This is a genomic window from Pseudomonas sp. TWR3-1-1, from assembly GCF_049896545.1.
GTDB classification, from domain to species: Bacteria; Pseudomonadota; Gammaproteobacteria; order Pseudomonadales; family Pseudomonadaceae; genus Aquipseudomonas; species Aquipseudomonas weihenstephanensis.
Map to the genome: position 1 here is coordinate 863,495 of NZ_JAFCUO010000001.1, position 24,593 is coordinate 888,087.

At 55.6% G+C, this 24,593-nt stretch carries 28 protein-coding genes; 15 read left to right on the forward strand and 13 right to left on the reverse strand.

Going from position 1 to position 24,593, the window contains the following annotated elements:
* Window positions 1-145: 145 nt before the first annotated feature.
* The 5 genes from ACP7A4_RS04155 to ACP7A4_RS04175 all read left to right on the forward strand — a co-directional run bounded on the left by ACP7A4_RS04155 (window position 146) and on the right by ACP7A4_RS04175 (window position 4,083).
* Window positions 146-553, forward strand: a complete 408-nt coding sequence (locus tag ACP7A4_RS04155) for a hypothetical protein (RefSeq protein WP_420877433.1) — start codon at window positions 146-148, stop codon at window positions 551-553.
* A gap of 545 nt (window positions 554-1,098) precedes the next feature.
* A complete protein-coding gene (locus ACP7A4_RS04160; RefSeq protein WP_426245647.1) occupies window positions 1,099-2,280 on the forward strand; it encodes an acyl-CoA dehydrogenase family protein in 1,182 nt (393 codons plus the stop codon).
* Entirely contained in the window at window positions 2,277-2,552 is a 276-nt protein-coding gene (locus ACP7A4_RS04165) for a MoaD/ThiS family protein (protein WP_059762740.1), read from the forward strand. Before ACP7A4_RS04160 ends, ACP7A4_RS04165 begins: the two co-directional genes overlap by 4 nt.
* Before the next feature lies 1 nt (window position 2,553).
* Entirely contained in the window at window positions 2,554-3,393 is an 840-nt protein-coding gene (locus tag ACP7A4_RS04170; protein ID WP_426245649.1) for a hypothetical protein, read from the forward strand.
* 150 nt (window positions 3,394-3,543) lie between these two features.
* The gene (locus ACP7A4_RS04175; RefSeq protein WP_426245651.1) at window positions 3,544-4,083 is read left to right on the forward strand and encodes a DUF4142 domain-containing protein; all 540 of its coding nucleotides are present in this window, start codon (window positions 3,544-3,546) and stop codon (window positions 4,081-4,083) included.
* A 45-nt stretch (window positions 4,084-4,128) separates the two neighbouring features.
* Here the strand turns inward: ACP7A4_RS04175 and ACP7A4_RS04180 are convergent, their stop codons facing one another.
* From ACP7A4_RS04180 to ACP7A4_RS04200, 5 genes are all read right to left on the reverse strand, one after another.
* Window positions 4,129-4,545: a low affinity iron permease family protein gene (locus ACP7A4_RS04180; RefSeq protein ID WP_203302976.1), complete on the reverse strand. Its 417-nt coding sequence runs from the start codon at window positions 4,543-4,545 to the stop codon at window positions 4,129-4,131.
* 108 nt (window positions 4,546-4,653) lie between these two features.
* On the reverse strand, window positions 4,654-4,971 hold the full coding sequence (locus ACP7A4_RS04185; protein ID WP_177332363.1) for a hypothetical protein: 318 nt from the start codon (window positions 4,969-4,971) through the stop codon (window positions 4,654-4,656).
* 121 nt (window positions 4,972-5,092) lie between these two features.
* Window positions 5,093-5,389 (reverse strand): DUF6388 family protein, encoded by a 297-nt coding sequence (locus tag ACP7A4_RS04190; protein ID WP_059762736.1) that lies wholly within the window; start codon window positions 5,387-5,389, stop codon window positions 5,093-5,095.
* A gap of 102 nt (window positions 5,390-5,491) precedes the next feature.
* The gene (locus ACP7A4_RS04195; RefSeq protein WP_426245654.1) at window positions 5,492-6,694 is read right to left on the reverse strand and encodes an MFS transporter; all 1,203 of its coding nucleotides are present in this window, start codon (window positions 6,692-6,694) and stop codon (window positions 5,492-5,494) included.
* A 158-nt stretch (window positions 6,695-6,852) separates the two neighbouring features.
* Complete coding sequence (locus tag ACP7A4_RS04200; protein ID WP_048362974.1) at window positions 6,853-7,173, reverse strand: DUF883 family protein; 321 nt, start codon at window positions 7,171-7,173, stop codon at window positions 6,853-6,855.
* A gap of 177 nt (window positions 7,174-7,350) precedes the next feature.
* Here ACP7A4_RS04200 and ACP7A4_RS04205 point away from each other — a divergent pair, with 177 nt between their 5' ends.
* Entirely contained in the window at window positions 7,351-7,605 is a 255-nt protein-coding gene (locus ACP7A4_RS04205; RefSeq protein WP_048362975.1) for a hypothetical protein, read from the forward strand.
* A 55-nt stretch (window positions 7,606-7,660) separates the two neighbouring features.
* On the opposite strand, the gene ACP7A4_RS04210 is transcribed toward ACP7A4_RS04205, so the two are convergent.
* Window positions 7,661-8,143, reverse strand: a complete 483-nt coding sequence (locus ACP7A4_RS04210) for a GreA/GreB family elongation factor (protein WP_059762734.1) — start codon at window positions 8,141-8,143, stop codon at window positions 7,661-7,663.
* A 25-nt stretch (window positions 8,144-8,168) separates the two neighbouring features.
* On the reverse strand, window positions 8,169-8,570 hold the full coding sequence (locus ACP7A4_RS04215) for a hypothetical protein (RefSeq protein ID WP_048362977.1): 402 nt from the start codon (window positions 8,568-8,570) through the stop codon (window positions 8,169-8,171).
* A gap of 134 nt (window positions 8,571-8,704) precedes the next feature.
* On the opposite strand from ACP7A4_RS04215, the gene earP reads away from it, so the two are divergent.
* The 3 genes from earP to ACP7A4_RS04230 all read left to right on the forward strand — a co-directional run bounded on the left by earP (window position 8,705) and on the right by ACP7A4_RS04230 (window position 11,356).
* Window positions 8,705-9,838: an elongation factor P maturation arginine rhamnosyltransferase EarP gene (gene earP / locus ACP7A4_RS04220; protein ID WP_203302926.1), complete on the forward strand. Its 1,134-nt coding sequence runs from the start codon at window positions 8,705-8,707 to the stop codon at window positions 9,836-9,838.
* 49 nt (window positions 9,839-9,887) lie between these two features.
* Complete coding sequence (locus tag ACP7A4_RS04225; RefSeq protein WP_203302927.1) at window positions 9,888-10,460, forward strand: elongation factor P; 573 nt, start codon at window positions 9,888-9,890, stop codon at window positions 10,458-10,460.
* A 143-nt stretch (window positions 10,461-10,603) separates the two neighbouring features.
* Entirely contained in the window at window positions 10,604-11,356 is a 753-nt protein-coding gene (locus ACP7A4_RS04230; protein WP_048398677.1) for a sulfite exporter TauE/SafE family protein, read from the forward strand.
* On the opposite strand, the gene ACP7A4_RS04235 is transcribed toward ACP7A4_RS04230, so the two are convergent.
* Window positions 11,346-12,203: a LysR family transcriptional regulator gene (locus tag ACP7A4_RS04235; protein ID WP_426245659.1), complete on the reverse strand. Its 858-nt coding sequence runs from the start codon at window positions 12,201-12,203 to the stop codon at window positions 11,346-11,348. The genes ACP7A4_RS04230 and ACP7A4_RS04235 overlap by 11 nt on opposite strands.
* Window positions 12,204-12,299: 96 nt before the next feature.
* Between ACP7A4_RS04235 and ACP7A4_RS04240 the strand changes: the two genes are divergently transcribed.
* A complete protein-coding gene (locus ACP7A4_RS04240; protein WP_059762731.1) occupies window positions 12,300-12,479 on the forward strand; it encodes a DUF1127 domain-containing protein in 180 nt (59 codons plus the stop codon).
* Between the two features lie 72 nt (window positions 12,480-12,551).
* On the opposite strand, the gene ACP7A4_RS04245 is transcribed toward ACP7A4_RS04240, so the two are convergent.
* On the reverse strand, window positions 12,552-13,898 hold the full coding sequence (locus tag ACP7A4_RS04245) for a class II 3-deoxy-7-phosphoheptulonate synthase (protein WP_059762730.1): 1,347 nt from the start codon (window positions 13,896-13,898) through the stop codon (window positions 12,552-12,554).
* A gap of 160 nt (window positions 13,899-14,058) precedes the next feature.
* Between ACP7A4_RS04245 and ACP7A4_RS04250 the strand changes: the two genes are divergently transcribed.
* Entirely contained in the window at window positions 14,059-14,814 is a 756-nt protein-coding gene (locus ACP7A4_RS04250; protein WP_059762729.1) for a spermidine synthase, read from the forward strand.
* A gap of 361 nt (window positions 14,815-15,175) precedes the next feature.
* Entirely contained in the window at window positions 15,176-16,846 is a 1,671-nt protein-coding gene (locus ACP7A4_RS04255) for a DEAD/DEAH box helicase (protein ID WP_048362984.1), read from the forward strand.
* A 167-nt stretch (window positions 16,847-17,013) separates the two neighbouring features.
* Here ACP7A4_RS04255 and ACP7A4_RS04260 read toward each other — a convergent pair whose 3' ends face one another.
* Window positions 17,014-17,781 carry a DODA-type extradiol aromatic ring-opening family dioxygenase gene (locus ACP7A4_RS04260; RefSeq protein ID WP_203302928.1) on the reverse strand — a complete coding sequence of 256 codons (768 nt, stop codon included), beginning with the start codon at window positions 17,779-17,781 and terminating at the stop codon, window positions 17,014-17,016.
* A gap of 101 nt (window positions 17,782-17,882) precedes the next feature.
* Here ACP7A4_RS04260 and ACP7A4_RS04265 point away from each other — a divergent pair, with 101 nt between their 5' ends.
* Window positions 17,883-18,542, forward strand: a complete 660-nt coding sequence (locus ACP7A4_RS04265) for a thiopurine S-methyltransferase (RefSeq protein WP_203302929.1) — start codon at window positions 17,883-17,885, stop codon at window positions 18,540-18,542.
* Window positions 18,543-18,608: 66 nt separating this feature from the next.
* Here the strand turns inward: ACP7A4_RS04265 and htpX are convergent, their stop codons facing one another.
* Both htpX and ACP7A4_RS04275 read right to left on the reverse strand, forming a co-directional pair.
* Window positions 18,609-19,496, reverse strand: coding sequence for a protease HtpX (htpX, locus tag ACP7A4_RS04270; RefSeq protein WP_048362987.1), 888 nt, complete (start codon window positions 19,494-19,496; stop codon window positions 18,609-18,611).
* Between the two features lie 313 nt (window positions 19,497-19,809).
* Complete coding sequence (locus ACP7A4_RS04275) at window positions 19,810-21,021, reverse strand: pyridoxal phosphate-dependent aminotransferase (protein WP_048362988.1); 1,212 nt, start codon at window positions 21,019-21,021, stop codon at window positions 19,810-19,812.
* Window positions 21,022-21,240: 219 nt separating this feature from the next.
* On the opposite strand from ACP7A4_RS04275, the gene msrB reads away from it, so the two are divergent.
* Together msrB and ACP7A4_RS04285 are read left to right on the forward strand one after the other, a co-directional pair.
* Complete coding sequence (gene msrB / locus ACP7A4_RS04280; protein WP_426245664.1) at window positions 21,241-21,636, forward strand: peptide-methionine (R)-S-oxide reductase MsrB; 396 nt, start codon at window positions 21,241-21,243, stop codon at window positions 21,634-21,636.
* 25 nt (window positions 21,637-21,661) lie between these two features.
* Window positions 21,662-22,162, forward strand: coding sequence for a glutathione peroxidase (locus ACP7A4_RS04285; RefSeq protein WP_059762724.1), 501 nt, complete (start codon window positions 21,662-21,664; stop codon window positions 22,160-22,162).
* Window positions 22,163-22,233: 71 nt separating this feature from the next.
* On the opposite strand, the gene ACP7A4_RS04290 is transcribed toward ACP7A4_RS04285, so the two are convergent.
* The gene (locus ACP7A4_RS04290) at window positions 22,234-24,549 is read right to left on the reverse strand and encodes a response regulator (protein WP_426245666.1); all 2,316 of its coding nucleotides are present in this window, start codon (window positions 24,547-24,549) and stop codon (window positions 22,234-22,236) included.
* Between the last annotated feature and the right edge of the window lie 44 nt (window positions 24,550-24,593).

Genomic DNA, 24,593 nt, shown 5'->3' on the forward strand with positions numbered 1-24,593 from the left:
TCTTAACCGTCCGGTGACGTTCGGAGATATTCTTCGTGAGCTTAATAGTATGGGGGTGTTTATGCCTTATAGCGATTCGTACTTGATAGAGTCAGCCGCGGATCTTACGGGGGGGTGTATGGTTTATACTACGGGCAGCGGCAATATGGGTGGCCCTGCATATGATCTTACTAATTGTGTGCCATTAAGGCCGCCAACACCTCCGGTGCAATGCAGTATTAGTGGGAATGCGACTGTCGACCATAGAGCGCTGTCCGGCTCAGAACTTAATGGCGCACAAGCATCGACCCGTCTCAATGTTAGATGTAATGCTTCTGCCAGCATCTCTGTCAGGGCAGCCCGTACAAACACTTGGGGCGTCAGGCTTAGAAATGATGACAGTCTTTACTCCGTAGTGACAATCAATACTCGGGATGCCACCAATGGCATTAATATGTCGGTTACAAACAATCTGGATAGTCCACTTAATATCATTTCCACTTTAGTCACCCGAGGGGCAGTTGCGCCCGGTCCGTTTTCCGGGTCTACGGTGATAACGGTGTCCCCTAATTAAGCCAGCATCTGTGTGTGATATGGCCAATCCTTGTAGCAGCAGCCTCGTTCCTTCGGCAGCTGCTACGTGTGTTTGCCAGCATCCACGCCCCCAGCAACGCCATACTGGCCAGTAAGTACATGCCTGCATGGGGGTGGACTGCCCACGCTGCCCATGAGGCTCCACCGTTTGGGCGCTTCTGAAGCCAGAGCAAGTCTAAAAAGGGTCATTCTTATCGTCCTTCTTCATGCGACGTTCCTGCGTGCGTCAATGTTGAGGCCAGCAGGGTGCAGTCCAATCTTGGTGTGGGGTAATTTGACGCAGTAAAAAGTATTGTCGCAAGTGCTTTTCGTGCTGCACACGAAGCGCATGCGGGGTTGATAACGGGTTTACAGGACAGGGTTTATCTTTTAAAACGATTTAGCGCACAGGTCATGGCGTTTTTTTTATTCTGGCCTACTCTTTGTCGTGGTGTTAACAGCGCTGACGCTGATAAACGGCGGCTTGGGTGGCTGCTTGGAGGTTGTAAGTTATGTACTGTCTTGCTCGCTATGGAGGGACCCATAATGCGTATAGATTGGCAAGGCGCTCGGGATGTAAAGGCAGTGTATGGTTCTCTTATAGAGCGCGAGTTAAATAGTTCTGTCATTGAACGCGACCGAACATCGACCCCGATAAGTCACGATTTAATTTCGAAGTTTGCGCAGTTAGGTCTTTATAAGTACCACCTGCCTAAATCATGGTGCGGCTTAGGGCAGGGGTATGCTGCATGGGGCCAAGTGCTGGAAAAAATTGGTTATTTGTCTGTGGATGCCTCCTTTCCGTTTTTGATCTCGGTGCGGATGTCTTTTATTACAGCCCTGCTTGCCCTCGAGCGTGATGATGTTAATGATCAGTACATTAACGATCTGGTAGAAGGGAGAAGAGGCGGCGCGTTTGCCTACACAGAGAATGCGGATGCATTCACATTCACCTCGTGTGCGGTGCGCGATAAAGATATTGACTATTTCGTACTGAATGGGGTGAAGGAAATTGTGACTGGCGCTGAGACAGCTGATGTATTTATGGTGTTTGTGCGCAGCAATACGTTGGATGTTCAGGTTTTTTTAGTGCGTGCGGATGATCCGGGTGTCGTTGTGTTGCCTCGCGTCATGCTGGGGTGCCGCTCCACCGGAATTTCATCTCTGTCTTTAAATAATGTACGGTTGCACAAAAGTCGTTTGTTGGTGGCCTCGGATGGACTCAGTTTTGCCCAGCGTTACTTTCTTAATTGTCGACGATCCTTGCAAACAACGTTGTTCTTAGGGCGGGCGCGGGCAGTCATTGAAGCAGCCGTAGATTATGTGCACCGTACGGTACGTAATCAGCAGCGCTTGATTGACTTTCAGCATGTACAGGCTGTGGTGGGTGAGATGTATATCCTGCTTGAGTCTGCACGCGCTTTTGTCTATCACGCCTTACTTCGACAGGATCTGGGCGCATCGGATCCTTATTGGGATCCGGTGTCATCATCCGCTAAATACCAGGCGGTTGAGGCTGTTAATAAAATTGTCTCGATGGCACTGAGCATCACAGGAGGTTGGGGGTATACCGAAAACAGTGGTCTTGGTCGGGCGCAACGGGACTTTGCATCCTTGATTGCGGGTGCGGACCCTCAAGAGAAGCTTAAGGTGGATCTCGGTATTTATAAAATCCATGAATTGGAGATGCAGGAACAGCGCAAGTATCAGCAGGAGTTAAAGGAATGAATATTAAGCTATCGGGAAACCTTGCAAGGTTCATGGGTTACGCACGTGAAATGAGTATTGATGTTGAACCTCAGGACACAGTTAAGAGTGTGATCCTGAAAATAATCAGCCTACACCCGGATCTTCGTGCTGTTGTTCTGGATGGCCAAGGGCAAGTTAAGAAAAGCTTTCTGGTTTCGCTAAATGGTGAAAAGCTATCTGTTGATTCGCTGGATGTAAACGTTAATAACCACGATGAATTGGATGTTTTTACGGCCATTGCAGGAGGTTGATATGTATATTGATCGCAGTGTCTCTAGTGTCCGGGCCATCGACCCTACCTTGTTCAGTCCTATACAGTTTCATCCACATGCTCTGCTTGAGTTTGGCGTAAATGATGTGTGCGCCTGGTTTATTAAATATTTAGGCGTGTCGATTGCTCGGCAGCTCAAGGACTATCAGCAAAGTATGGTTGTCGTCGGGTGTGAGATTAATTATGCTCGCCCCTTTCAATTCTTCGATGCGGCTGAGTTTACGGCGATTCTAGACAAGGTCCGGTTAAGGCAATCGAATACGGTGCTCGAGTTTTTTCATGTGTTCGCCGCCCAGGAAGAGGTGTTTGCGCGCGTTATTCTGCATTGGAAGTTATTGCGACTTGATGGAGCAGCCGCCTTGTCCGCCGTCTCGGGACACATGCATGAATCATTGTTGGTGCGATTTAAAGAAGAGGAAATAGATTCATCGCCGATTCAGCGAAAACTATTGGCGTACGTCAGTGAGGTTGAATACTCAAGTCCTGTTTGCGTTGAGGGCTCTCTTGATATCACATTGCATCGACATCAATGCGAGGTGGCTGACCAATGGACATTTTTTCAATTGACTTCTTTGGTGGCGCAGGCGCGTGAATGTTTGGTGATGTCTAAAGCCGCTGCTCAGTATCGGATGAGTAAAGTATTGGGCGTCCCCTTAAAACAAGTCGCCATGGAGCTAAGTTGTCCTGTTTATTTATTTGAATTGATGCGTGTGCACACAAAAGTTTATAAGTGGCAAGGGCAGTGGGTTTTCATCCATCGTATTTATAATGTTGACCGGGGTCATGCGTTAGCGGCCACAGTCGTTGAGCGGTTTGAATAAACGCAGCCACATCCCGGTGCTCGTAAACATGACGTCCGGTACTTTTTGCAGCGACCACTCGTCGCCCCCATCAGGTTTTTCTAAACCTTTACCCGCATACGCCTTCAGATTCTGTGCAGGGAATAAACCTGCCTTTTTCTGGAGGATGTTATGAAAACCCCGAGTGTCCCTAAACGCCTTGTCGCCAGTTGTGCATTGGCTTATGCCATGTTCATGGCGGGAGCTGCCGTGGCTGCCAGTCCTGCCGAGTTTGTTGACGAGGCGTCTGCAGCAGGGATTGCGGAGATTGAAAACAGTCGCATGGCAATTCAGAAAACCACGGCTGTAGATATCAATAGCTATGCAGTCGAAGTCATTAAGGACTACACCGATGCCAACCGTGACCTGAAAGAAATCGCTCAAAAGCAAGGTCTTAAGGTGGCGGCTGAAGAGGATATTTTGAGTAAAGCGAAGTCTATGATGCTTCAAGTGCAGGAAGGGGCGTCGTTTGATGTGGCTTACGCGGCTCATCAGGTCAAGACCCATGAAGATGCCATTGCATTGTTCAGGCATCAGACCCGTCAGTCCACGTCACCGGAACTCAAAGCGTTCGCTCACAAGTACTTACCCAAACTGGAGATGCATCTGGAAATGGCAAAGAAACTTGCCGCGGCTCACCAAAAAGGTGGCGCTGATAAACCTTACAGCTAATGGCCATGGGCTGCGCTGATGCCTGAAAGTATCAGCGCGGTATGTTCAAGCAGGGGTCTGGGTGCCTTTTTCGGTCGCAGTGACTACCGATTCGGTGCGCGTCACTTCTACCGATTGGTTTTCACCCATGCGCTTGTACTGCTTGCGAATGTTGCGCAGTTCTTTGGCATCCAGTGAGTCCAGGTTGAGCACTGCATTTTGCGCTTCTTTGGTTACGCGCAGCAATTCGTCGATCTTGATGTGCAATACATCGTTATCACGGTTTTGAGTGTTTTGGATGAGGAACACCATCAGGAAGGTGATGATGGTGGTGGATGTATTGATGATCAACTGCCAGGTGTCATTGAAGTGGAAAAAAGGCCCCGACACGGCCCAGATCACGATGAGCAGGAGTGCAATCTGGAACGTACGGGGGCGGCCCGCGGCTTTGGCAAGCCCTTGGGAAAAGGTGTCGAATTTCATCTGTAAGCCTTTAAGTGGTCGTTACATCTTGGACACCACCTATGACTTGAAATTCTTTTTTACAGTTACCTTTTTGAGCCGTTTTGAACGATGGCCTTGAGTGCAGGATTAAGGTTTGGCAGAACCTGACGGGGTTATTAACTGATCGTTGTCGCCCACTGGGCCATTTCCGTCTGTATTCGTACCGCCCTGGCGACCAGGGTCATTGCCCTGAATCCTGGGGTCAACTGAAGGATGGGTAGGCGTATCGGCATCGTTATGGATTTTGGAATCCTGATTGATGCTGGGCTCAACCCCTTGAGTTGCAGGCGGGTTGACGGGATTTTCGGGGATGGTCGGTCCCGTTGAAGACGGTGCGGCATACGAACTGGCGGATAAAATGCCTAGCGCGGCGGCGAAAGAGAGGTGTTTGAGCAGCGTCATCATGATGTCAGCTCCAAGGTGGGCGAGGACTACATGATATTGGTGTGGGCGTTTTACCGATTCGTGCCACTCAAGTGACGAACGGTTGGCTGACAACCGTTGCGTCACTCAATGCGCGCGCCACTCACACCGCGATGTCGTTGAATCCGCAGTATTCTTCCCAGCTCATGTCCAGTGCTTCAGCCACCTCTTGATGAACCTCCCGACGCATGGCTGCGAGTTCTTCAGGTGAGCGTGCAATCAGCTCCAGCGCCAGTTCCCACGCTTCCAGTCCGCGGCTTTGTGCTTCGTCTTCAAATGCCCAGAGGATTTGCTGTTGCCGGTCTTCGTGGCTCAGTTCCTTCATTTCTTCGATTAAGTGCGGGTGCGCCTTGATGAATGTGTCCAGGGCGAGTTCGTTGCGCGATTCTTTAGGGATCATTCGTTATCTCGGAGCAATAAGAGGGTCTGCGCGGGCAGGTTATTTTCAGGGGGAATGCATCCTAGCGACTAAGCCAAGTGATGAGAAGTGCTGTAACACTCTCTAGTCGACGGGTTGCAGCTTGCTTTCGCGTTGCAAGGCGTAGCCCCAGACAGCCAGGGTTAATGTGGCGATGACGGCCCCGACGAGCACGATGCCATCCCACCCATAGACCGGATAGGTTTGCGCACCCGCCAGTGAACCCAGCGCGCCACCGATGAAATAACAGGTGATGTAACCGGCATTGAGGCGATTACGCGCAGCAGGACGGACTTGAAACACCGCATTCTGATTGCTGACGTGAACCAGTTGCACGGCAAAATCCAATGCCAGCACGCCGATCAACAAGGCGGTCAACGAGGTGCCGGCAAACGCCATCGGTAGCCAGCTAGCAAGCAGGACCAGCAAGCCGACGGTGGTGGCCTGCTGCCCTTTGCCTCGGTCAGCCATGCGTCCGGCCCAGCTGGCCGCCAGTGCGCCGACGGCACCGGCCAGGCCGAACAGGCCGATCACAGCGTCCGAGTAGCTATAGGGTGGCACCGCCAGCAGAAAAGCCAGCGGGGTCCAGAACAAGGCAAACAGCGAGAACGTCAATAAGCCCAATGCGGCTCTCAGGCGCAGCACTGGCTCGTCGACGAACAGGCGAAACACCGATCCCAGCAATTTTGGATAGCTCAAGCCCGCACTGTGGTGATGGCTGGGCAGGGCGACAAACAAAGCGATGGCGCTGATAAACATCAGTGCTGCCGCCAGCAAGTAGATGGTTCGCCAATCACCCGCCGAGGACAACGCCCCCGCAACGGTCCGCGCGAGCAAAATCCCCAGCAGCAGGCCACTCATCAAGGTGCCTACTACGCGCCCGCGGCTTTGCGGATCTGTCAGGCTGGCACCCATGGTTACCAGTATTTGGGCTGACACTGAAAACAGGCCCGTAATTGCCGTACCCAGTAACAGCCAAGTCAACGAGGGGGAAAATGCGCTCAAAAGAAGCCCCAGCGCACTGAGTACCGTCATGATCACAATGAGTCGGCGTTGCTCGAACAAGTCCCCCAGTGGTACCAGCAACAAAAGGCCTGCGCCGTAGCTCAGCTGCGCGGTAATGACCACGGAGCCAGCGCCGCTCATGCTCAAGCCCATGTGTTGGGCGATGGTGTGAAGCAACGGTTGCGCGTAATAGTTGCTGGCAACCGCCAGGCCGGTGGCGGTCGCCATCAGCAGAATCAGGGCGGTGCTTAAGGGCTTGGTGGCAGCAGTTGAGGCTGACATTGACTGTCTCGAAGGCGTTGGGAGTGGCGTGAAGTATCGGGACTGTCGGGCGTCAATGTCACTGAGTATGTCGAAAAAATAACGGCTCAAACAACAAAGCCCCTCGCCAGGCTGGCGAGGGGCTGTGCAGGTGCAGCGCAGTCGGGCTATAAGCCTGATTAGTTGCGGCGCCCCAGTAACAGGCCAACCACCAGGCCAAAGCCTGCCGAAATCGCCACGGTCTGCCATGGATGGCCACCGATGTAATTTTCTGTGGCGTCCACGACGGGCTTGGTGCGCTCGCGCACATTGCTCACTGAATCCAGCGCCTGTTTAAGTTTCAGGCCAACTTGCGCACGCAGGGTTTCACCCTCTTCGCCGACCAGTGACGCACTGTCTTTAAGCAGTTTTTCCGATTCGGCAATCAGGTCTTGCAGCTCACTGAAAGCCTGGTCTTTGATTTGGTCTTCAGCGGCGTGTACGGCGTTTTTTCGAGCCATTGCGGTACTCCTTGCAGGTGAAAGGGTGATGAGTAATGGAGTCAGTCCCGTGCTGAAAAGTTGCATCTGTTTTCGCAGGGGATGCGGTACTAGGGTGACAGCGTAGTTAAAAACCAGGCTGAGACACTTCTTTTGAGGGTGTAAGATGTAGCCCAATTTACGCCGCAGGAAAATCTCATGAGCTTCAACCTCGCCAATAAGTCTCTCGCTGAGCGTGCTGCGCTTGAAGATGAAAAGTCCCGTCTGTTTGATCTTTGGCAGAGCAATCTGGGCAAGGCCAAAGGGGATGCGGCGCGTTTGTTTGGTGAGCGCTCCAAACGCAAGGGCAAGTGGGCTGAATGGGTGCGCTCGGAACTGGACGCGATGTCACCGCCGGAGTACGCCAACATGGTGCGCAGTGAAGTGAACCGTCTGATGGCGGCTGCCAAGTAAGTCGCAGCGAGTAGCCCCGCAGGCGCAAGCTGGCTCGCGATCCAGCGCAGCCCGTCTAGTCAATCGTGCAGACGCTGAAGTATTGCGCTGTAGCGCCCACGGTAATCTGCACCTCGTCGTCCACCTGTTTGCCCAGCAGCGCTGTGCCTAGCGGCGAATGCGGGGTGATAACCGTCACGGTTTGCCCCTCAACACAGAGCGTGAGGCCGGCGGCATCAGGCGCCAGAAATAGATGCTGCGCATTGCCGTTTTCGGCTTCCAGGTTGACCAGCGCGCCGACCTGAATCCCGCGCGCCGCATTGAACGGTTCTAGCGCCATTGTCCGGCAGCTTTTCAGCGACTGGCGGATCTGCTCAACCCTGCGTGCTTGCCCCGTCGCCAGATACGAGGCTTCCAGACCCAGCGTGTCGTATTTGTTTTCCGCGACATTCTCTTCGTGCGTGGCGGCTTCATAAGCCGTTTGAGCGGCGCGCTGGAGTACATCGAGGTCAACCTCAAGCTTTTCCAGTAGCAGGCGGTGCACAACAGTCTTGTTCATAAGGGGGGGCGTTTTATGTCTGAGGTTAATTGCAAAAGCGCAGCACATTAGCCCGGCTTTTATCGGTTGGGGCATTTTGGTCTTGCTGTAACCAAAACTGGCACGTTGGGTTGGACAGGTTGCGATAGTTGCTGCGCGCTTGGTCAAGGCGTTGCTGTTGCTCGCTTTGATAAAGATTTTGCTGGTACTGCTCAAACATCACGTTGCTGGCTTCGGGCGTTTGAACGGGCGGTTGCGGTTGGATGATTTGGCGCAGGTCGTTGACCACTGGCGCCAAAGGGGCAGGCCCGAGCGTGCGATAAAGTAGCCAGCCGGTCAGTGCAATCGCCATGCAACCTAGCCAAAGGCCAGCGGCGATACAGCCGATCAACGACAACGGGCTTAACCTGACAGACAGTCGACGGCGAGCAATCGGACGAGCGGGCATGGCAGCCTCCTGGCAGGCGCGAATGGATGCGAGCGGCGATTGTCGCACGACTGCCGAGCAGATTAATCCGTGTCAGCGCTTCTGTATCGACTGTTTTATGCGGACAATCCGCCTTTTGAGCGTTGGAGCCCGGAATGAAAGCCTCCTGGGATATTTTTTGCAGTGTGGTCGATAACTACGGCGACATTGGTGTGACCTGGCGGCTGGCCCGGCAATTGGTTGCCGAACATGACGTGGCCGTGCGGTTGTGGGTCGACGACTTGCAGGCGTTTGTCGCGCTTTGTCCCGAGGCAGACGCCACGGCAACCCAACAATGGCGCCAAGGGGTTGAGGTGCATCTGTGGCCGCAGGAGTGGGAGGCGGCGCAGGTGGCTGATGTCGTCATCGAAGCCTTTGCCTGCAAACTGCCAGAGGCTTATCTACTGGCCATGAAAGCCCGGCCTGTGCCTGCGCTGTGGATCAACCTTGAGTATTTAAGCGCCGAAGACTGGGTGACCGGTTGTCACGGATTACCCTCGCTGCGGCCTGACGGGCTCAAGCGCATGTTCTTCTTTCCCGGTTTTGAGAAAGGCACGGGGGGCCTGTTGCGAGAAGCAGATCTGATTGCCCGACGCCAGGCGTTTGAGCGTGATCCGCAGGCACGACGTGCTTTTTTGCAGGCGCTGGGGGTGTATGCGTTAGACGGTGCGCACCTGATTTCGCTCTTTGCTTACGAAAACACCGGGCTGGCCAGCTGGCTGGAGGCGATGGCAGCGGGCGCTCGACCCACGCATTTACTGGTGCCGCAAGGTCGCATCATGGGGGATCTGTTGCGCTGGCTGGATGTCGATCAATTGCCACTTGGAACGGTTGAGCAGCGAGGTCAACTGAGCGTTCAGGCACTGCCGTTCGTCCGGCAAGAAGATTACGATCGGCTTTTATGGAGTTGTGACTTCAATGCCGTGCGTGGCGAGGATTCATTTGTGCGGGCGCAATGGGCTGGCCGTCCGCTGCTGTGGCACATCTATCAGCAAGAAGAGGACGCGCACTGGATCAAGCTCAAGGCGTTTTTGGCGTTGTACGTCAAAGACTTGTCCGCGCCCGCCGCGCAGGCGTTCACCGAGCTGTGGCTGGCCTGGAACGCTGGCGCTGACATGGCGCATAGCTGGAATGCGGTGCTTGAACACTGGCCTGAAATCACCGCGCACAGCGAGCGCTGGTGCTTGCAACAGGCAATGCAGGCTGATCTTGCGCAAGCGCTGGTACTGTTTTATAGAAATTGGATATGATACGCGGCCTAGATTTTTGTAAATCTCAATCCAAATTCGGATACTCGCAATGAAAACTGGTAAAGAGCTTAAACCCGGCACCGTCATCAAGCTCGAAAACGACCCTTGGTTGGTTCAGAAAGCTGAATTCACCAAGTCGGGCCGTAACAGCGCGATCATGAAGACCAAGCTGAAGAACCTGCTGACCGGCTACAAAACTGAAATCGTTTACAGCGCTGATGACAAGCTGGAAGACGTGATCCTGGATCGCAAAGAAGCGACCCTGTCGTTCATCTCCGGCGACACCTACACGTTCATGGACACCACTGACTACACCATGTACGAGCTGAACGCTGAAGACATCGAAGCTGTTCTGCCCTTCATTGAAGAAGGCATGACCGATGTTTGCGAAGCCGTCTTCTTTGAAGAACGTCTGGTTTCCGTAGAGCTGCCGACCACCATCGTGCGTCAGGTTGACTACACCGAAGGTTCCGCGCGCGGCGACACTTCGGGCAAGGTGATGAAGCCTGCCAAACTGAAAAACGGTACCGAGCTGAGCGTTGCAGATTTCGTTGAAATCGGCGACTGGATCGAGATCGACACCCGTGACGGTGGCTCCTACAAGGGCCGCGCCAAGGTTTAAACCTTGCGTTAACCGCACCACAAAAGAGCCCGGCCTTATGGTCGGGTTTTTTTTGCTGGATGAAATCGTGCGCAAGGCCCGGTTTTGAGCTTTGCCACAGGCGAGCGACTGGGTAGCATGGCGGCTCACCAAGAGGGCCAGTAATGCTGATCGATTTTGCAATGTATGCCGCGCTGGGGATTGCCTTGGGCGCGCTGGGCGGGTTGTTCGGCATTGGTGGCGGCTTGATTGCCATTCCGGTGCTGGGCTTGTGGTTCGGGCTGGATCAACAGATGGCGCAGGGCACGGCCTTGGTGATGTCGGTGCCCAATGTGTTCGTGGCGCTGTACCGCTATAACCAGCGCAACCGTATCGATTGGCGCCAGGCACTGCCCTTGGTGGTGATGAGCTTTTGTTTTGCCTGGCTGGGCGCCATGCTCGCGGTCGGCCTGGACCCGAGCCTGATTCGCTGGGGGTTTGTCGGATTCTTGCTGGCCATCACCCTCTATAACCTGATCAAACTTTATGGCGCTTCGGCGCAAGCCGCTGCAAACACTCGCTTCGGTTGGCCGTGGTATGGCGTGCTGGGCGCGCTGGCGGGGACGACGGGCGGACTGTTCGGTGTGGGCGGCGCTGTGGTGGCGGCCCCCGTACTGACCAGCGTCTTCGGCACTTCGCAAGTGGTGGCTCAGGGGATGTCCCTGGCGCTGGCGGCCCCCAGTACCAGCGTCACGCTGCTCACCTATGCCGTGCACCATGAAGTGAACTGGCACATGGGGGTGCCGATGGCCATTGGTGGCCTGTTGAGTATCAGTTGGGGGGTCAAGGTAGCCCATGCGCTACCGGAGCGCGTATTGCGTGGCATGTACTGCGGCTTTTTGCTGATCTGTGCCGGGCTGCTGGCGATCAAGGCTTGAAGCCGTCGATGATGTACTGAGCAAAACACTCGATGATGGGGGAGGGCGTGGTGGTGGCCTTGCGCAACAGCACGATACTGGCCGTAGGCAAGAGCGGCAGGTTTTCGGCTTCGCCCACGATACGCAGGTCGGGCGTTAACAGGCTTTCGAGCTGTGCAGTCACCGCAAGTCCTGTGCTCACGACTGCATTGATGGCTGCCAGGCTGGCGCTGGTGTAGGCAACGCGGTACTCGCGCTGTAATGCATCCAGTGCATTGCAGGCCCAGATCCGGCAAAAGCACTCGGTATTGAACATCGCCAGGGGCAAGGGCGTTTGCTCGTGCGGCGAGAAGCCTTGAGCCACCATCCACACGAAGCGTTCCTGGCGCAAGATCTGGCCCCTTTCAGAGCCGGGTTTGCGGGTGACGATGGTCAGGTCCAGATCGTTACGCTGCAACAACTGCGCTGAAGGTTCGCAATGCACTTCGACATTGATCAGTGGATAGTCCTGGGCAAAGCGCGAAAGAATGCCGGGCAAAAAACGCATCACATAATCATCCGGCGAGCCGATTTTGATCATGCCCACCATCTGCGGCTGGCGCAGGGTATTGAACACCTCACTGTGTAATTTAAGGATGCGCCGCGCATAGCCCAGTAACACCTGCCCTTCGGGAGTGAGCACCACGTTGCGCCCCTCGCGCTGAAAGAGCGGGCATTGCAGCACGTCTTCCTCCAGCCGTTTCATTTGCATGCTCACCGCCGATTGAGTGCGGTTGACGGCTTCGGCTGCGCGGGTAAATCCACCGTGATCGGCGATGGCTGCGAACGTGCGCAGCAGGTCGGTGTCGATGCTCGGAAAGTCAGCCATTGATCAATCTCGCAAATGAATTGCATAAGAAACATTCGTTGGATTGATCTTATGCCTGTGCGCAGACTTGAGCCATCCCCAAGGAGAATTCGAGCGATGAAAGGTCAGATAAGTGCAGGCTGGTTTGCGCGGGTGGTTCGCTGGCATCAACTGTCGCGCGAACGCGCACATTTACGGCGGGTCAGTGATGCCACATTGAAGGATTTGGGGTTGAGCCGGGCGGATATTGAAATCGAAAGTCACCGGCATTTTTGGGAAGACCCGTTCAACAAATGAGCCGCAATCCTTGCTGGCGCAGGCGCAGGTTGCGATCCTTTTAACATCAAGAGATCGCAACTGCGTGCTCACTCAGCGCTTAACCTGCTTGAGCGTTTCGGCAATCAAAAACGCCAGTTCCAGCGACTGATCGGCATTCATGCGTGGGTCGCAGTGGGTGTGGTAGCGGTCCGACAAGCCATCTTCGGTAATCGGACGCGCGCCACCAATGCATTCAGTGACATTTTGTCCGGTCATTTCGATGTGAATGCCGCCTGCATAGCTGCCCTCGGCCTCATGCACCTGGAAGAACTGCTTCACCTCGCCGAGGATCTGCGCGAAGTCGCGGGTCTTGTAACCGCTGCTGGCCTTGATCGTGTTGGCGTGCATCGGATCACAGCTCCAGAGCACCTGCTTGCCTTCGCCTTCGACCGCGCGGATCAGGCTTGGCAGGTGATCGCCCACCTTATTGGCGCCCATGCGCACGATCAAGTTGAGGCGGCCCGGGTCGTTGTCCGGGTTGAGGATATCGATCAGGCGGATCAGGTCTTGGGTGTTCATGCTCGGGCCAACCTTGACCCCAATCGGATTATTGACCCCGCGCAGGAACTCGACATGTGCGCCGTCGAGCTGGCGCGTGCGATCGCCGATCCACAGCATGTGGGCCGAGCAATCGTAATAATCGTTGGTCAGGCTGTCGCGACGCACGAACGCTTCTTCGTAGTTCAACAGCAGCGCTTCGTGAGCCGTGAAGAAGCTGGTCTCGCGCAACTGCGGCGAGCTGTCCATGCCGCAGGCGCGCATAAAGGCCAAGGTTTCGTCGATGCGGCTGGCCAATTGGCTGTATTTATCCGCCAGTGCCGAGTTGGCGATGAAGTCCAGGTTCCATTTGTGAACCTGATGCAGGTCGGCAAAGCCGCCCTGGGCAAAGGCGCGCAGCAGGTTCAGGGTCGCCGTTGACTGGTTATAGGCTTGCACCAGACGCTCGGGGTCCGGCACGCGGCTTTTTTCATCGAAGCCGATGCCGTTAACAATATCGCCCCGGTACGCTGGCAGGGTTACGCCATTGATCGTTTCATCGTTGGCCGAACGCGGCTTGGCGAATTGCCCGGCCATGCGCCCGACCTTGACCACCGGGCAACCTGCGGCGAAGGTCATGACGATTGCCATTTGCAGCAACACTTTGAACGTGTCGCGAATTTTGGCGGCGGAAAACTCGGCAAAGCTTTCAGCGCAATCGCCGCCCTGCAACAGAAACGCCCGACCTTGTGTGACCTCGGCAAACTGACGGCGTAATTCGCGAGCCTCGCCCGCAAAGACCAGTGGCGGGTAACTCGCCAGGCTCTGCTCGACACGCAGTACGTGCGCGGCATCAGGGTAGTGCGGTTGTTGCTGGATTGGCAGGGCGCGCCAGCTGTCGGGGGTCCAGGGTTGGCTCATCGCAGACTCTAGTGTCAAGGGGAGATGGCGCATGTTATCAGCAATTAGTGCGTGACCTGTTGCGTGGCAATGGCCGACAATCGCGCCTTTCTGCTCGGCGCCGAGTGGTGTTTTTTTAGAGCGATGCCCGGGTTGTGCCGGGTCGCGGCAAGGAGAGGAAATGTCTGAGGAGCGCGTTGAGCGTCTGCTCGCTGAGGTTCATGATGACTTCGGCATGATTCGAGTACTTGAAGTGGAAGACTACCGCTTCCTCGAATTTGGCGATGCGATCGAGCAAAGTTGCGTGTTCACCGCTGATCCCAGCTGGCTGGAATACGACTATACCCGCGCCATGCTGATTGGCGCGCTGTGCCATGAAGCCCCCGAAAGTGCCTTGTTTCTAGGTTTGGGCGCCGGAACCCTGACCCAGGCCTGTCTGAAGTTTTTGCCCCTTGAGGATGTCGAAGCCATTGAGTTGCGCCCGGATGTTCCGCGTCTGGCCATCGAGTACCTTGGGCTGGACGATGACCCGCGCTTGTACATTCGCATCGGCGATGCGCAGGAGTTGCTGGAAAGTGCGGAGTCGGCGGACCTGATCTTTGTCGACCTGTACAACGACTTGGGGCCTGCGCCTGCTCATCTGGGCTGGAACTTTCTTGAAAGCTGCCAGAACAAGCTCAACCCCAACGGTTGGCTGATCATCAACCAGTGGGCCACAGATGATGGCAAACCGCTGGGTGCAGCGCTGCTGCGCGGGTTATTCCATCGTCACTATTGGGAGCTGCCGGTGAAGGAGGGGAACGTCATTTTGATGGTGCCTGCCGATCTGGAACAAACGCTGGAGCTGCCGGCTTTGACGCTGCGGGCCCAGGGCTTGGCTGCGCGTTTGGGCTACTCGCTGGAGTCCTTGATCAAGGCCATTCGCCCAGCCACGTGAAGGGCGAAGGTGAAACGTTTTAGCCCGCGGGCGAGGGTTTAATCATTTTGCAGCGGGCAAAATATCGTCAAGGCCCGGTCTACAGAGGCGTTCAGCGCTTTTATCCTTAAAAAAACACTTCTTTTTTTGGATAAATCCGGTATAGTGCGCGCCGGCCTTTAGCCGGGCCACGTTTAGGTGTCGCATTTCCCGAAGCACGCTTCGGCTGCTCGTCCGTTTCGCGGACAACCCTGAACGCTCCATTCATTTAAACGTTTTCGCAAATCCCCGCCGACAAAGCAGCCAGGGCGACTCTTGAGTCTTACACGGCATGCGCAGCTTTGGAGCATGGGTCTTTGCGGATGCACTTAGAGGCAGACCCATGACCCAGGAAACCGGCGGCTTCGCCGCTTTTAATCTTAATCCGAACATTCTTGCAGCCGTTGCAGCAACTGGCTACGAAGAACCTTCGGCTATTCAGCAGCAATCGATCCCGATCATCATGGCCGGTCACGACATGATTGGTCAGGCGCAAACCGGTACGGGTAAAACCGCCGCGTTCGCCCTGCCGATCCTGCACCGCATCGATCCTGCTAAGCGCGAGCCGCAAGCCCTGATCCTGGCGCCAACCCGTGAGTTGGCGCTGCAAGTAGCAACCGCTTTCGAAACCTACGCCAAGCAAATGCCGGGTGTAACTGTTGTAGCCGTTTACGGCGGCGCGCCTATGGGCCCACAACTGAAAGCAATCCGTAATGGCGCACAAATCGTTGTCGCCACACCGGGCCGTCTGTGCGACCACTTGCGTCGTGACGAAAAAGTATTGGCGACCGTGAACCACCTGGTTCTCGACGAAGCTGACGAAATGCTCAAGCTGGGCTTCATGGATGACCTTGAAGTGATCTTCAAGGCCTTGCCAGCGACTCGCCAGACCGTATTGTTCTCGGCGACCTTGCCGCAGTCGATCCGTGCCATTGCTGAGCGCCACCTGCGCGACCCGCAACACGTGAAGATTCAGACCAAGACTCAGACCGTTACCGCGATCGAACAGGCTCACCTGTTGGTTCACGCTGACCAGAAGACCTCGGCTGTATTGAGCCTGCTGGAAGTTGAAGATTTCGACGCCCTGATCATGTTCGTGCGCACCAAGCAAGCGACCCTGGACCTGGCCAGTGCCCTGGAAGCCAAAGGCTATAAAGCTGCTGCGCTGAACGGTGACATTGCTCAGAACCAGCGTGAGCGCGTTATCGAATCCCTCAAAGACGGCCGTCTGGACATCGTTGTGGCGACCGACGTAGCGGCACGTGGTCTTGACGTTCCACGTATCACCCACGTGTTCAACGTTGACATGCCTTACGATCCAGAGTCCTACGTTCACCGTATCGGCCGTACTGGCCGTGCCGGTCGCGAAGGTCGCGCCCTGTTGCTGGTTACGCCGCGTGAGCGTCGCATGCTGCAAGTGATCGAGCGTGTAACCGGTCAAAAGGTTGCTGAAGTCCGCCTGCCGGATGCTCAAGCTGTTCTCGATGCTCGCATCAAGAAACTGACCAACAGCCTGACGCCGCTGGTGGCTGACGCTGAATCGACTCACGGTGATCTGCTGGATCGCCTGATTGCCGATATCGGTTGCAGCCCACGTGCATTGGCCGCAGCGCTGTTGCGCAAAGCCACCAATGGTCAGGCGCTGACCTTGGCTGCCATCGAGCGTGATCGCCCACTGGTGCCTAACAGTGCACCGCGTGAGCGTTCCGAGCGTTCGGGTGACCGTCCGGACCGTGGTGATCGTGAGCGTCGCGCTCCCGTTGCATTGGCCGAAGGCCGTGCTCGTTGCCGTACCGCGCTGGGTGCGCGTGATGGCATCGCTGCCAAGAACCTGCTGGGCGCTATCCTCAACGAGGGTGGTCTGGCACGTGAAGCCATCGGTCGCATTCAAGTGCGTGATAGCTTCAGCCTGGTAGAACTGCCGGAAGATGGCCTCGAAAAACTGCTGGCCAAGCTCAAAGATACTCGCGTTGCAGGCAAGCAGCTCAAGCTGCGTCGCTATCGCGAAGATTAATCACTGTTGCAGTGATTGATCGCTAAAAAAATCCCCGACTGGTTCGGGGATTTTTTTTGCCTGCCTTTTTTGGTGGCTGCCCGTAGTTGCAGCCAAGGCACCCAAGCTGCGAGTGTTGACTGAGACGGCTCTATGCTCAATCGGATCGCGTTGGAGCGATTGCAGGTTCACCCGAACCGATAGATGTCCATCCCCAGAGCGCCCATCGTCCAGCCTTCGTGTTCAATACGAGGAGCCCCCCCGGCACCGCGAGCGAAATAAAGCGGCAGCAAGTGCTCGTCACTCGGGTGGCTGCGTACGGCATTTGGCGCCTGGCGGCGATAGTCGTGCAGCGCTGCCTCGTCATCATGGGTGAGCTTTTCAATCATCCAGTCACGAAAATCTTTGGCCCACGTCTCGATACTCTCTGGCCCCGCACGCCAGTCAAGCTCACGCAAGTTGTGGGTAATGCTGCCAGAGCCGATCAGCAAAATGCCTTCTTCACGCAAACCCGCCAAAGCGCGACCGATTTTTGTCTGATAAGCCGGGCCTTTGTGGCTGGGCAGTGAAACTTGTACAACCGGAATATCCGCTGCCGGGTACATCAATGACAGCGGCACCCAGGTGCCGTGATCGAAAGGGCGTTTGGCGTCGAGTTGTGCGGGTAGACCGCCGTCTTGCAACACTTGAGCAATGCGTGCTGCCAGGGCTGGCTCGCCCGGCGCGGGGTATTGCACGGCAAACAACGCAGGAGGGAAGCCGCCAAAATCGTGCCACGTTTCAGGCGCTGCGGCGCTGCTAACGCGCAGTTCGGGGCTTTCCCAATGGGCAGACATCACTACAATTGCTTTAGGTCGTGGCAATTCACTGGCCAGGCGAGTCAGGGCGGGGCCACTGGCGCCTGGTTCGAGTGCTAGCATCGGCGAGCCATGGGAGATAAAAAGACTGGGGAGCATGGCGTTATGTCTCAAGGTTAAGATGCGTCATCTTCATCCTGATCATTGATCTAAATCCAATATAAGTTTTAGTACTTATCTATCGAATTTAAAGGTGAATCATGCAGCCTGAGTTTTGGCACGACCGGTGGAAGAACAATCAGATTGGCTTTCATCTGGACCACGTCAACCCGTATTTGGCGCGCTATTGGCCAACCTTGGGGTTAGAGCCAGGTGCGCGTGTGCTGGTGCCTTTGTGTGGGAAAAGTCTGGATATCACCTGGCTGGCCGCTCACGGTTACCACGTGTTGGGTGTCGAGTTGTCTGAGGCTGCTGTAGAGCGCTATTTCAGCGAGCATAACCTCACCCCCGACATTACCCGGCGTGGCGCCTTCAGCGTCTATGAGGCGGGGCCTGTGACTCTCATGTGTGGTGACTTGTTTGCGATCAGCGCAGCCGATGTGGCGACGTGTCAGGGGTTATATGACCGTGCGGCAATCATCGCCTTACCGCCTGAGATGCGAGCAAATTATGTTACCCACTTGACGAAAGTCTTGCCGCGCGATTGCAGGGGCCTGTTGATTACCCTCGACTACGACCAATCCGAAATGCCGGGGCCGCCATTCTCAGTGCCGGATACAGAGGTTCAGCGCCTGCTGACCCCAGAGTGGTCGCTGGAGGTGCTGGAGCAATCCGACATTCTGGACAAGAGCTGGAAGGCCCTGAATAAGGGCGCCACTCGCTTGGTAGAGCGCGCGTATCGCTTGCAAAAAAACGTCTAAGCCCGCTGCGGCGAACATGAAAAAGGGCGACCGAAGTCGCCCTTTTATTGTGCCTGTGCCGTCAGGTTAGCCGCGACGACGCAATGCATCGATACGTTCTTCCAGCGGCGGGTGGCTCATGAACATGCGCGCCAGGCCCTGCTTGATACCGCCATTGATACCAAAGGCGGCCAAGGTGTCAGGCATATGCACCGGCAGGCCCTGTTCGGAGCGCAGACGTTGCAGGGCGCTGATCATGGCGGCGGTACCCGCCAGATGAGCACCGGCTTCATCTGCCCGGAACTCACGTTTGCGCGAGAACCACATCACGATGGCGCTGGCCAGGAAGCCCAGTACCAACTCGGCAAAAATGGTCGCAACGTAATAGGCAATGCCTCGGCCTTCATCGTTCTTGAAAATCACTTTGTCGACAAAGTTGCCGATAATGCGCGCAAAGAACATGACGAAGGTGTTCACCACGCCCTGAACCAGTGCCAGGGTGACCATATCACCGTTGGCCACATGGCCGATTTCGTGAGCCAGCACGGCTTTGACTTCATCGGGCGAGAAACGCTCCAAAAGCCCCTGGCTAACAGCCACCAGGGCATCGTTCTTGTTCCAGCCGGTTGCAAAAGCATTGGCCTCATAAGCCGGGAAGATCCCGACCTCGGGCATTTTGATCCCGGCCTCCCGAGACAATTGCTCAACGGTTTGCATCAGCCATTGTTCATGACGAGTACGAGGTTGAGTAATCACCTGGGTGCTTGTGCTCATCTTCGCCATCCATTTGGAGATGAACAGCGAGAACAGAGACCCTGCGAAACCAAAGACTGCACAGAAAACCAACAGCTGACTGAGGTTCAGATCAACCCCGTTGGCCGCCATGAACCCGTTAAAGCCGAACAGGCTCAGGGTGATGCTGGCAATCAGCACGACCGCCAGGTTAGTGGCCAAAAACAGCAAAATGCGCATCATGGTTGTAAGAATCTCCTCGTCTTAAGGTGTTGCCGCATGCGGGGTATATAAGGTGCTGTTACAGGCTATTCAACCAAGTGACTATTTCAAACTGTGTCCTACAGCGTGATTCTAGTTGCAAGAGAGCCATTTCCTAATACGGATTGACTTTTTTTAGGCTCAAAAATTCCCACAAAACCCAGTGGATACGAGGCTTAAGGATTTTTTAAGGCGTATTCAGGCGCGAAAAGGCCCGGAAGGTACAGTAAGTGAAGAATGTTTCATTAGACACATGCTGTGCGACATTTGATGCGTCGCACAGTATGTAGAGAAATTACTGACGGTAGGTTTTCAGAAAGTTACCGATTCTGCCGATCGCCTGATCCAGTTCGTCCACGCGTGGCAGTGTCACCACGCGAAAGTGATCTGGCCACGGCCAATTGAACGCCGTGCCTTGCACCACCAGCAGTTTTTCCGACAGCAGCAAGTCGAGCACGAATTTCTCGTCGTTAAGAATCGGGCAGACTTTTGGATCAATGCGCGGGAACGCATATAGCGCGCCCATCGGTTTTACGCAACTGACGCCCGGAATGTCATTGAGCAACTCCCAGGTACGGTTACGTTGCTCCAGCAAGCGGCCGTTGGGCAGCACCAGGTCATTGATGCTCTGGTAGCCACCGAGCGCGGTCTGGATGGCATGCTGGCTGGGCACGTTGGCGCACAGGCGCATGTTGGCCAGCATGTCGATGCCTTCAATGTAGCTTTGGGCATTGTGCTTGGGACCGGAGATAGCGATCCAGCCGGAACGGAAACCTGCCACCCGGTACGATTTGGAGAGGCCGTTAAAGGTCAGGCAGAGCACGTCCGGTGCCAGCGACGCAGTGCAGATGTGCACGGCATCGTCATACAGAATTTTGTCGTAGATCTCATCCGAGAACACCACCAGGTTGTGCTGGCGAGCGATTTGCAGCATGCCTTGCAGCAGCTCTTTGGAATACACCGCACCCGTTGGGTTGTTCGGGTTGATGATGACCATCGCTTTGGTGTTTGGGGTGATTTTGGCTTTGATATCGGCCAGGTCAGGGAACCAGTTGGCTTGCTCGTCGCACAGGTAGTGCACCGGATGGCCACCTGCCAGCGTTACCGCTGCGGTCCATAGCGGGTAATCGGGGGCGGGCACCAGCACTTCATCGCCATTGTTGAGCAACGCTTGCAGCGACATCACGATGAGTTCGGAAACGCCATTACCCAGGTAGATGTCTTCAATGCCCACGCCTTCTACCTGCTTTTGCTGGTAGTACTGCATCACGGCTTTGCGGGCGCTGAACAGGCCTTTGGAGTCGCTGTAGCCCTGAGCGGTAGGCAAATTGCGGATCACGTCCTGAAGGATTTCGTCCGGCGCTTCAAAACCAAATGGCGCCGGGTTGCCGATATTCAGCTTGAGGATGCGGTGGCCTTCCTCTTCCAGACGTTTGGCGTGCTTGAGCACTGGGCCGCGAATGTCATAACAGACGTTGGCGAGCTTGTTTGATTTGCTGACCTGCATGGCGATGTGATCCCGAAAATGAACGATCCAGCCAGGACGTGACGCCTGCACTGGGAAATTCTGTGTCTTCACACAGCGGCAACCCGCTTTGCTTCAAGAATCCGTTTGAATGCACATAACGCGGGTGCCAGACTGGCGCTTAACGAGGCGCAATCATACGTGCCACCCGACCCCTGGAAAAGCCACTGGTCGGGGTTTTTCAGCTATAGGGGCTTAAGCATGCAAAAGTTGGAAAAAACACTGGACGAGTGGAAGGCCATGCTCGATCCGGAGCAATACAACGTGTGCCGCCTCAAAGGCACCGAGCGGCCATTCTCCGGCAAGTACAACGCCACCAAAGCGGACGGTGTTTACCATTGCATTTGTTGTAATGAGCCGTTGTTCGACTCTGCGGCCAAGTTTGACTCAGGCTGTGGTTGGCCAAGCTTTTATCAACCCATTGGCGAGCGTGCGATGGTCGAGATTCGTGATGTGAGCCACGGCATGGTGCGCACTGAAGTGACGTGTGCCAAATGTGATGCGCATTTGGGCCACGTATTTCCTGACGGCCCGCCCCCTACCGGTTTGCGTTATTGCATCAACTCGGTGTGCCTGGACTTCGTGGCGCGCGACTGAACTTCACGTTATCGAGGGTGGCGTCATGACTGACAACCTGTGGAACATTGCTTGCACCACACTGAGCGGTGAGCAAAAGACCTTGGCCGACTTTGCGGGCAAAGCCGTGTTGGTGGTTAATACCGCGAGCAACTGCGGGTTTACCTCACAGTACAAAGGGCTGGAAGCGCTGTGGCAGCAGTACAAGGATCAAGGTTTGGTCATTCTGGGGTTTCCCTGCAACCAGTTCAGGCAACAGGAACCCGGGGATGAAGCGGCAATCTTGCAATTTTGCGAGGTGAACTTTGGCGTGAGCTTCCCGTTGTTCAAAAAAGTCGAAGTCAATGGCCCTCAGGCGCACCCTCTGTTTACTGCCCTCAAACAGCGCGCCCCTGGATTGTTGGGCTCAACAGGCATCAAGTGGAACTTCACCAAGTTTTTGATCGGTGAGCACGGTCGCAGTATCAAACGCTATGCCCCTGCGACGAAACCCGATGCCTTGAAAGCTGACATCGAATCACTGCTGCGTGTGGAGGTGCGGCCGTAAAGGCGATGGCTGAGGTGTTTATGTAGGCGCGGTAGCCCCGTTTCTCACTCATTGGTACCCACGCCCTCTGCCTAAGGCTTGAGCGGCACCCAGGTATCGAGCAGCGCTTGCAATTCTTCACGCCGGAACGGCTTGGACAGGTAGTCGTTCATGCCGGCGGTGCGGCAACGTTCACGTTCCTCAGGCATGGCATTGGCTGTCAGAGCAACTATCGGCAGGTCTGCCCAAAGCTCGCTTTGGCGTATTTGCCGGCTGGCTTCATAGCCATCCATAACGGGCATGTTGCAGTCCATCAGCACCAGATCAAAACGATGCTGTGCCAACTGCTTCAAGGCTTCCCCACCGTGGGCAGCAACCATTACTTCGCAGCCCAGTTTGCTCAGCATTCCTTTGGCGACCAACTGGTTAACCGGGTTGTCTTCCACCAATAGAATGCGTGCCCGGTGCGGTGCGGGCTGGAGGTGGGTCGGTGCACGCAAGGTCTCGTCATCGTCTTTTTGCAATAAGTGCTGCAAGGTTTGATAGAGCGCTTTACGCGAAAGGGGCCGGGCTTTCTGCTGGAGCGGCGCCAGTGCATTGACCTGATCGCTCGGCATGAAATTGCCATAGGCGGTGACCAGTAAAATCGGTGTGCTGATCGCCGGGCGTAAGCCAAACAGGCATTCGGGGCAGTCCGTGATCAACAAGTCTGGATTGACCTTGGCCAAGGAGTCGTCGATCGAAAAGCGCTGAAATTTCAGGCCCCAGATCGGCAACAGGCTGCTCAGCAACTCTGCCAGGCCACTGCTCGCGGTTGTGACCGCAATCACGTTACCCAAAAGGGGTTTGGGCGTAATCGCCTCTGTGTGGCAGGGCAGGGGCAGTTCAGCGCAGAACTGACTGCCAAAACCCACTTCGGAGCTGATGGTCAAGCGCCCTTGCATGACTTCACACAGGCTGTTGGTCAATGCCAGGCCCAAGCCTGTGCCGCCGTACTGGCGAGTGATACCGGCGCCCGCTTGGGTAAAAGGTTGAAAGATTCTGGCCTGTGCCTCTTGAGCAATCCCAATCCCTGTGTCGCAGACCTCGATACGCACGCGATCATGCTGTGCGCTCAGGCGCACATCCACCCGCCCGAACCGGGTGAACTTCAGGGCGTTGGATAACAAGTTGCTGACGATCTGACGCACCCGCGTCGGATCGCCCAATACCAGCGCCGGGAACTGCGGGTCGATCAGGCACGTTAGCTCGACGCTGGGCGCAGCGTTCTGCGACAGCAGGTTGGCGGTGTCTTCAACCAGCGTTCCAAGATCGAACGCAATGTGCTCCAGTTCCAATTGCCCGGCGTCGAATTTGGACAGGTCGAGAATATCGTTGAGCAGCTCGACCAGCACTTTGCCCGAATCATGGGCAATCGACAGCTGCTGGTGTTGTTCAGCATTGAGCGGGCTGTCCAGGGTCAGGGCGAGCATGCCCAACAACCCATTGAGAGGGGTGCGTATTTCGTGACTCATATTGGCCAGAAAGGCGGAGCGTGCCTGGGCCATTTCCAGCGCCGTGCTGCGGGCGGCTTCCAGTTCTTCATTGGACTGGCTGAGGCGGTCATTGATCGCTTTTAATTGCTGGGTGCGGGCCGACACGATGTGTTCCAGCTGCGCCAGGTATTCGTTCAGACGGTTTTCGGCGCTGCGCCGCTGTTCGATCTCACGCACCAGTGCATCAAACTGCTGATTGGCAACGTTGACCAGCACCCCGATTTCATCGTCTTCGTGGCCAGGCGGGCAATGGATACGTGAAGGTTGAGGGTCGCCGGGTTTGCTGTTGCTCAGCTCACGGATCACCCGCACCAATGGCTGGGTCAGCATCACGTAAAACAGGCCGAGTAAAATGCCTGACAGGATGAGGCTGCGCGCGAAGCCGCTGAGTAAGGTCACTTCGGCCCGGTGTAAAAAACGGCTGCCAAAAGGGTAGGTGTCTACCTCAAGGTGCAGCACGCCAACGCTTTGTTCCGGCATGTGATTGAAGTAGAGCCGGTCATCAAACGAACGATTGGCCCCGAACAGGAAGTCACTGAGTGCCCGGTAGCGCCCGGATTCGGGCTGATCCTGCACCGATGCCAGCACCGACTTATCGTTGTCGCTCAGTTGCGCGCCGATGATTGCAGGCGAGCGCAACAGCCCCAGCACTAACTCTTGAGCCAGCTCAGAGTCCAGATTGTAGGCAATCCGTGAAGCCGGGTTATGGCTGATCTCAAGCAAGGAATAGATTTCACGATTGATGGCAGCGTTTTCGCTGGCATAATCGATGCCGATTTGCAGCAGGCTGAGCAGCGTTCCCAGTACAAAGCCGACCAGCACTGTCAGCCGCGCCTGTTTGAACGACAGGCGATGGGTGAGTTTTATGTCCATAAGGTGCTGCACCTGTTTCCATGTCCTGTCGGCTGGCAAGAGAT

Bases quoted from the DNA above. Each gene is read 5' to 3' on its own strand.
- ACP7A4_RS04255 (WP_048362984.1), top strand. From the start codon at position 15,176: ATGACCCAGGAAACCGGCGGCTTCGCCGCTTTTAATCTTAATCCGAAC.
- ACP7A4_RS04195 (WP_426245654.1), bottom strand. From the start codon at position 6,694: ATGTCAGCCTCAACTGCTGCCACCAAGCCCTTAAGCACCGCCCTGATT.
- ACP7A4_RS04205 (WP_048362975.1), top strand. From the start codon at position 7,351: ATGAGCTTCAACCTCGCCAATAAGTCTCTCGCTGAGCGTGCTGCGCTT.
- ACP7A4_RS04175 (WP_426245651.1), top strand. From the start codon at position 3,544: ATGAAAACCCCGAGTGTCCCTAAACGCCTTGTCGCCAGTTGTGCATTG.
- ACP7A4_RS04285 (WP_059762724.1), top strand. From the start codon at position 21,662: ATGACTGACAACCTGTGGAACATTGCTTGCACCACACTGAGCGGTGAG.
- htpX (WP_048362987.1), bottom strand. From the start codon at position 19,496: ATGATGCGCATTTTGCTGTTTTTGGCCACTAACCTGGCGGTCGTGCTG.
- ACP7A4_RS04155 (WP_420877433.1), top strand. From the start codon at position 146: ATGGGTGGCCCTGCATATGATCTTACTAATTGTGTGCCATTAAGGCCG.
- ACP7A4_RS04245 (WP_059762730.1), bottom strand. From the start codon at position 13,898: ATGAGCCAACCCTGGACCCCCGACAGCTGGCGCGCCCTGCCAATCCAG.
- ACP7A4_RS04250 (WP_059762729.1), top strand. From the start codon at position 14,059: ATGTCTGAGGAGCGCGTTGAGCGTCTGCTCGCTGAGGTTCATGATGAC.
- ACP7A4_RS04185 (WP_177332363.1), bottom strand. From the start codon at position 4,971: ATGATGACGCTGCTCAAACACCTCTCTTTCGCCGCCGCGCTAGGCATT.
- ACP7A4_RS04225 (WP_203302927.1), top strand. From the start codon at position 9,888: ATGAAAACTGGTAAAGAGCTTAAACCCGGCACCGTCATCAAGCTCGAA.
- ACP7A4_RS04200 (WP_048362974.1), bottom strand. From the start codon at position 7,173: ATGGCTCGAAAAAACGCCGTACACGCCGCTGAAGACCAAATCAAAGAC.
- ACP7A4_RS04160 (WP_426245647.1), top strand. From the start codon at position 1,099: ATGCGTATAGATTGGCAAGGCGCTCGGGATGTAAAGGCAGTGTATGGT.
- earP (WP_203302926.1), top strand. From the start codon at position 8,705: ATGAAAGCCTCCTGGGATATTTTTTGCAGTGTGGTCGATAACTACGGC.
- ACP7A4_RS04170 (WP_426245649.1), top strand. From the start codon at position 2,554: ATGTATATTGATCGCAGTGTCTCTAGTGTCCGGGCCATCGACCCTACC.
- ACP7A4_RS04260 (WP_203302928.1), bottom strand. From the start codon at position 17,781: ATGCTCCCCAGTCTTTTTATCTCCCATGGCTCGCCGATGCTAGCACTC.
- ACP7A4_RS04215 (WP_048362977.1), bottom strand. From the start codon at position 8,570: ATGCCCGCTCGTCCGATTGCTCGCCGTCGACTGTCTGTCAGGTTAAGC.
- msrB (WP_426245664.1), top strand. From the start codon at position 21,241: ATGCAAAAGTTGGAAAAAACACTGGACGAGTGGAAGGCCATGCTCGAT.
- ACP7A4_RS04180 (WP_203302976.1), bottom strand. From the start codon at position 4,545: ATGAAATTCGACACCTTTTCCCAAGGGCTTGCCAAAGCCGCGGGCCGC.
- ACP7A4_RS04240 (WP_059762731.1), top strand. From the start codon at position 12,300: ATGAAAGGTCAGATAAGTGCAGGCTGGTTTGCGCGGGTGGTTCGCTGG.
- ACP7A4_RS04165 (WP_059762740.1), top strand. From the start codon at position 2,277: ATGAATATTAAGCTATCGGGAAACCTTGCAAGGTTCATGGGTTACGCA.
- ACP7A4_RS04210 (WP_059762734.1), bottom strand. From the start codon at position 8,143: ATGAACAAGACTGTTGTGCACCGCCTGCTACTGGAAAAGCTTGAGGTT.
- ACP7A4_RS04265 (WP_203302929.1), top strand. From the start codon at position 17,883: ATGCAGCCTGAGTTTTGGCACGACCGGTGGAAGAACAATCAGATTGGC.
- ACP7A4_RS04230 (WP_048398677.1), top strand. From the start codon at position 10,604: ATGCTGATCGATTTTGCAATGTATGCCGCGCTGGGGATTGCCTTGGGC.
- ACP7A4_RS04190 (WP_059762736.1), bottom strand. From the start codon at position 5,389: ATGATCCCTAAAGAATCGCGCAACGAACTCGCCCTGGACACATTCATC.
- ACP7A4_RS04290 (WP_426245666.1), bottom strand. From the start codon at position 24,549: ATGGACATAAAACTCACCCATCGCCTGTCGTTCAAACAGGCGCGGCTG.
- ACP7A4_RS04235 (WP_426245659.1), bottom strand. From the start codon at position 12,203: ATGGCTGACTTTCCGAGCATCGACACCGACCTGCTGCGCACGTTCGCA.
- ACP7A4_RS04275 (WP_048362988.1), bottom strand. From the start codon at position 21,021: ATGCAGGTCAGCAAATCAAACAAGCTCGCCAACGTCTGTTATGACATT.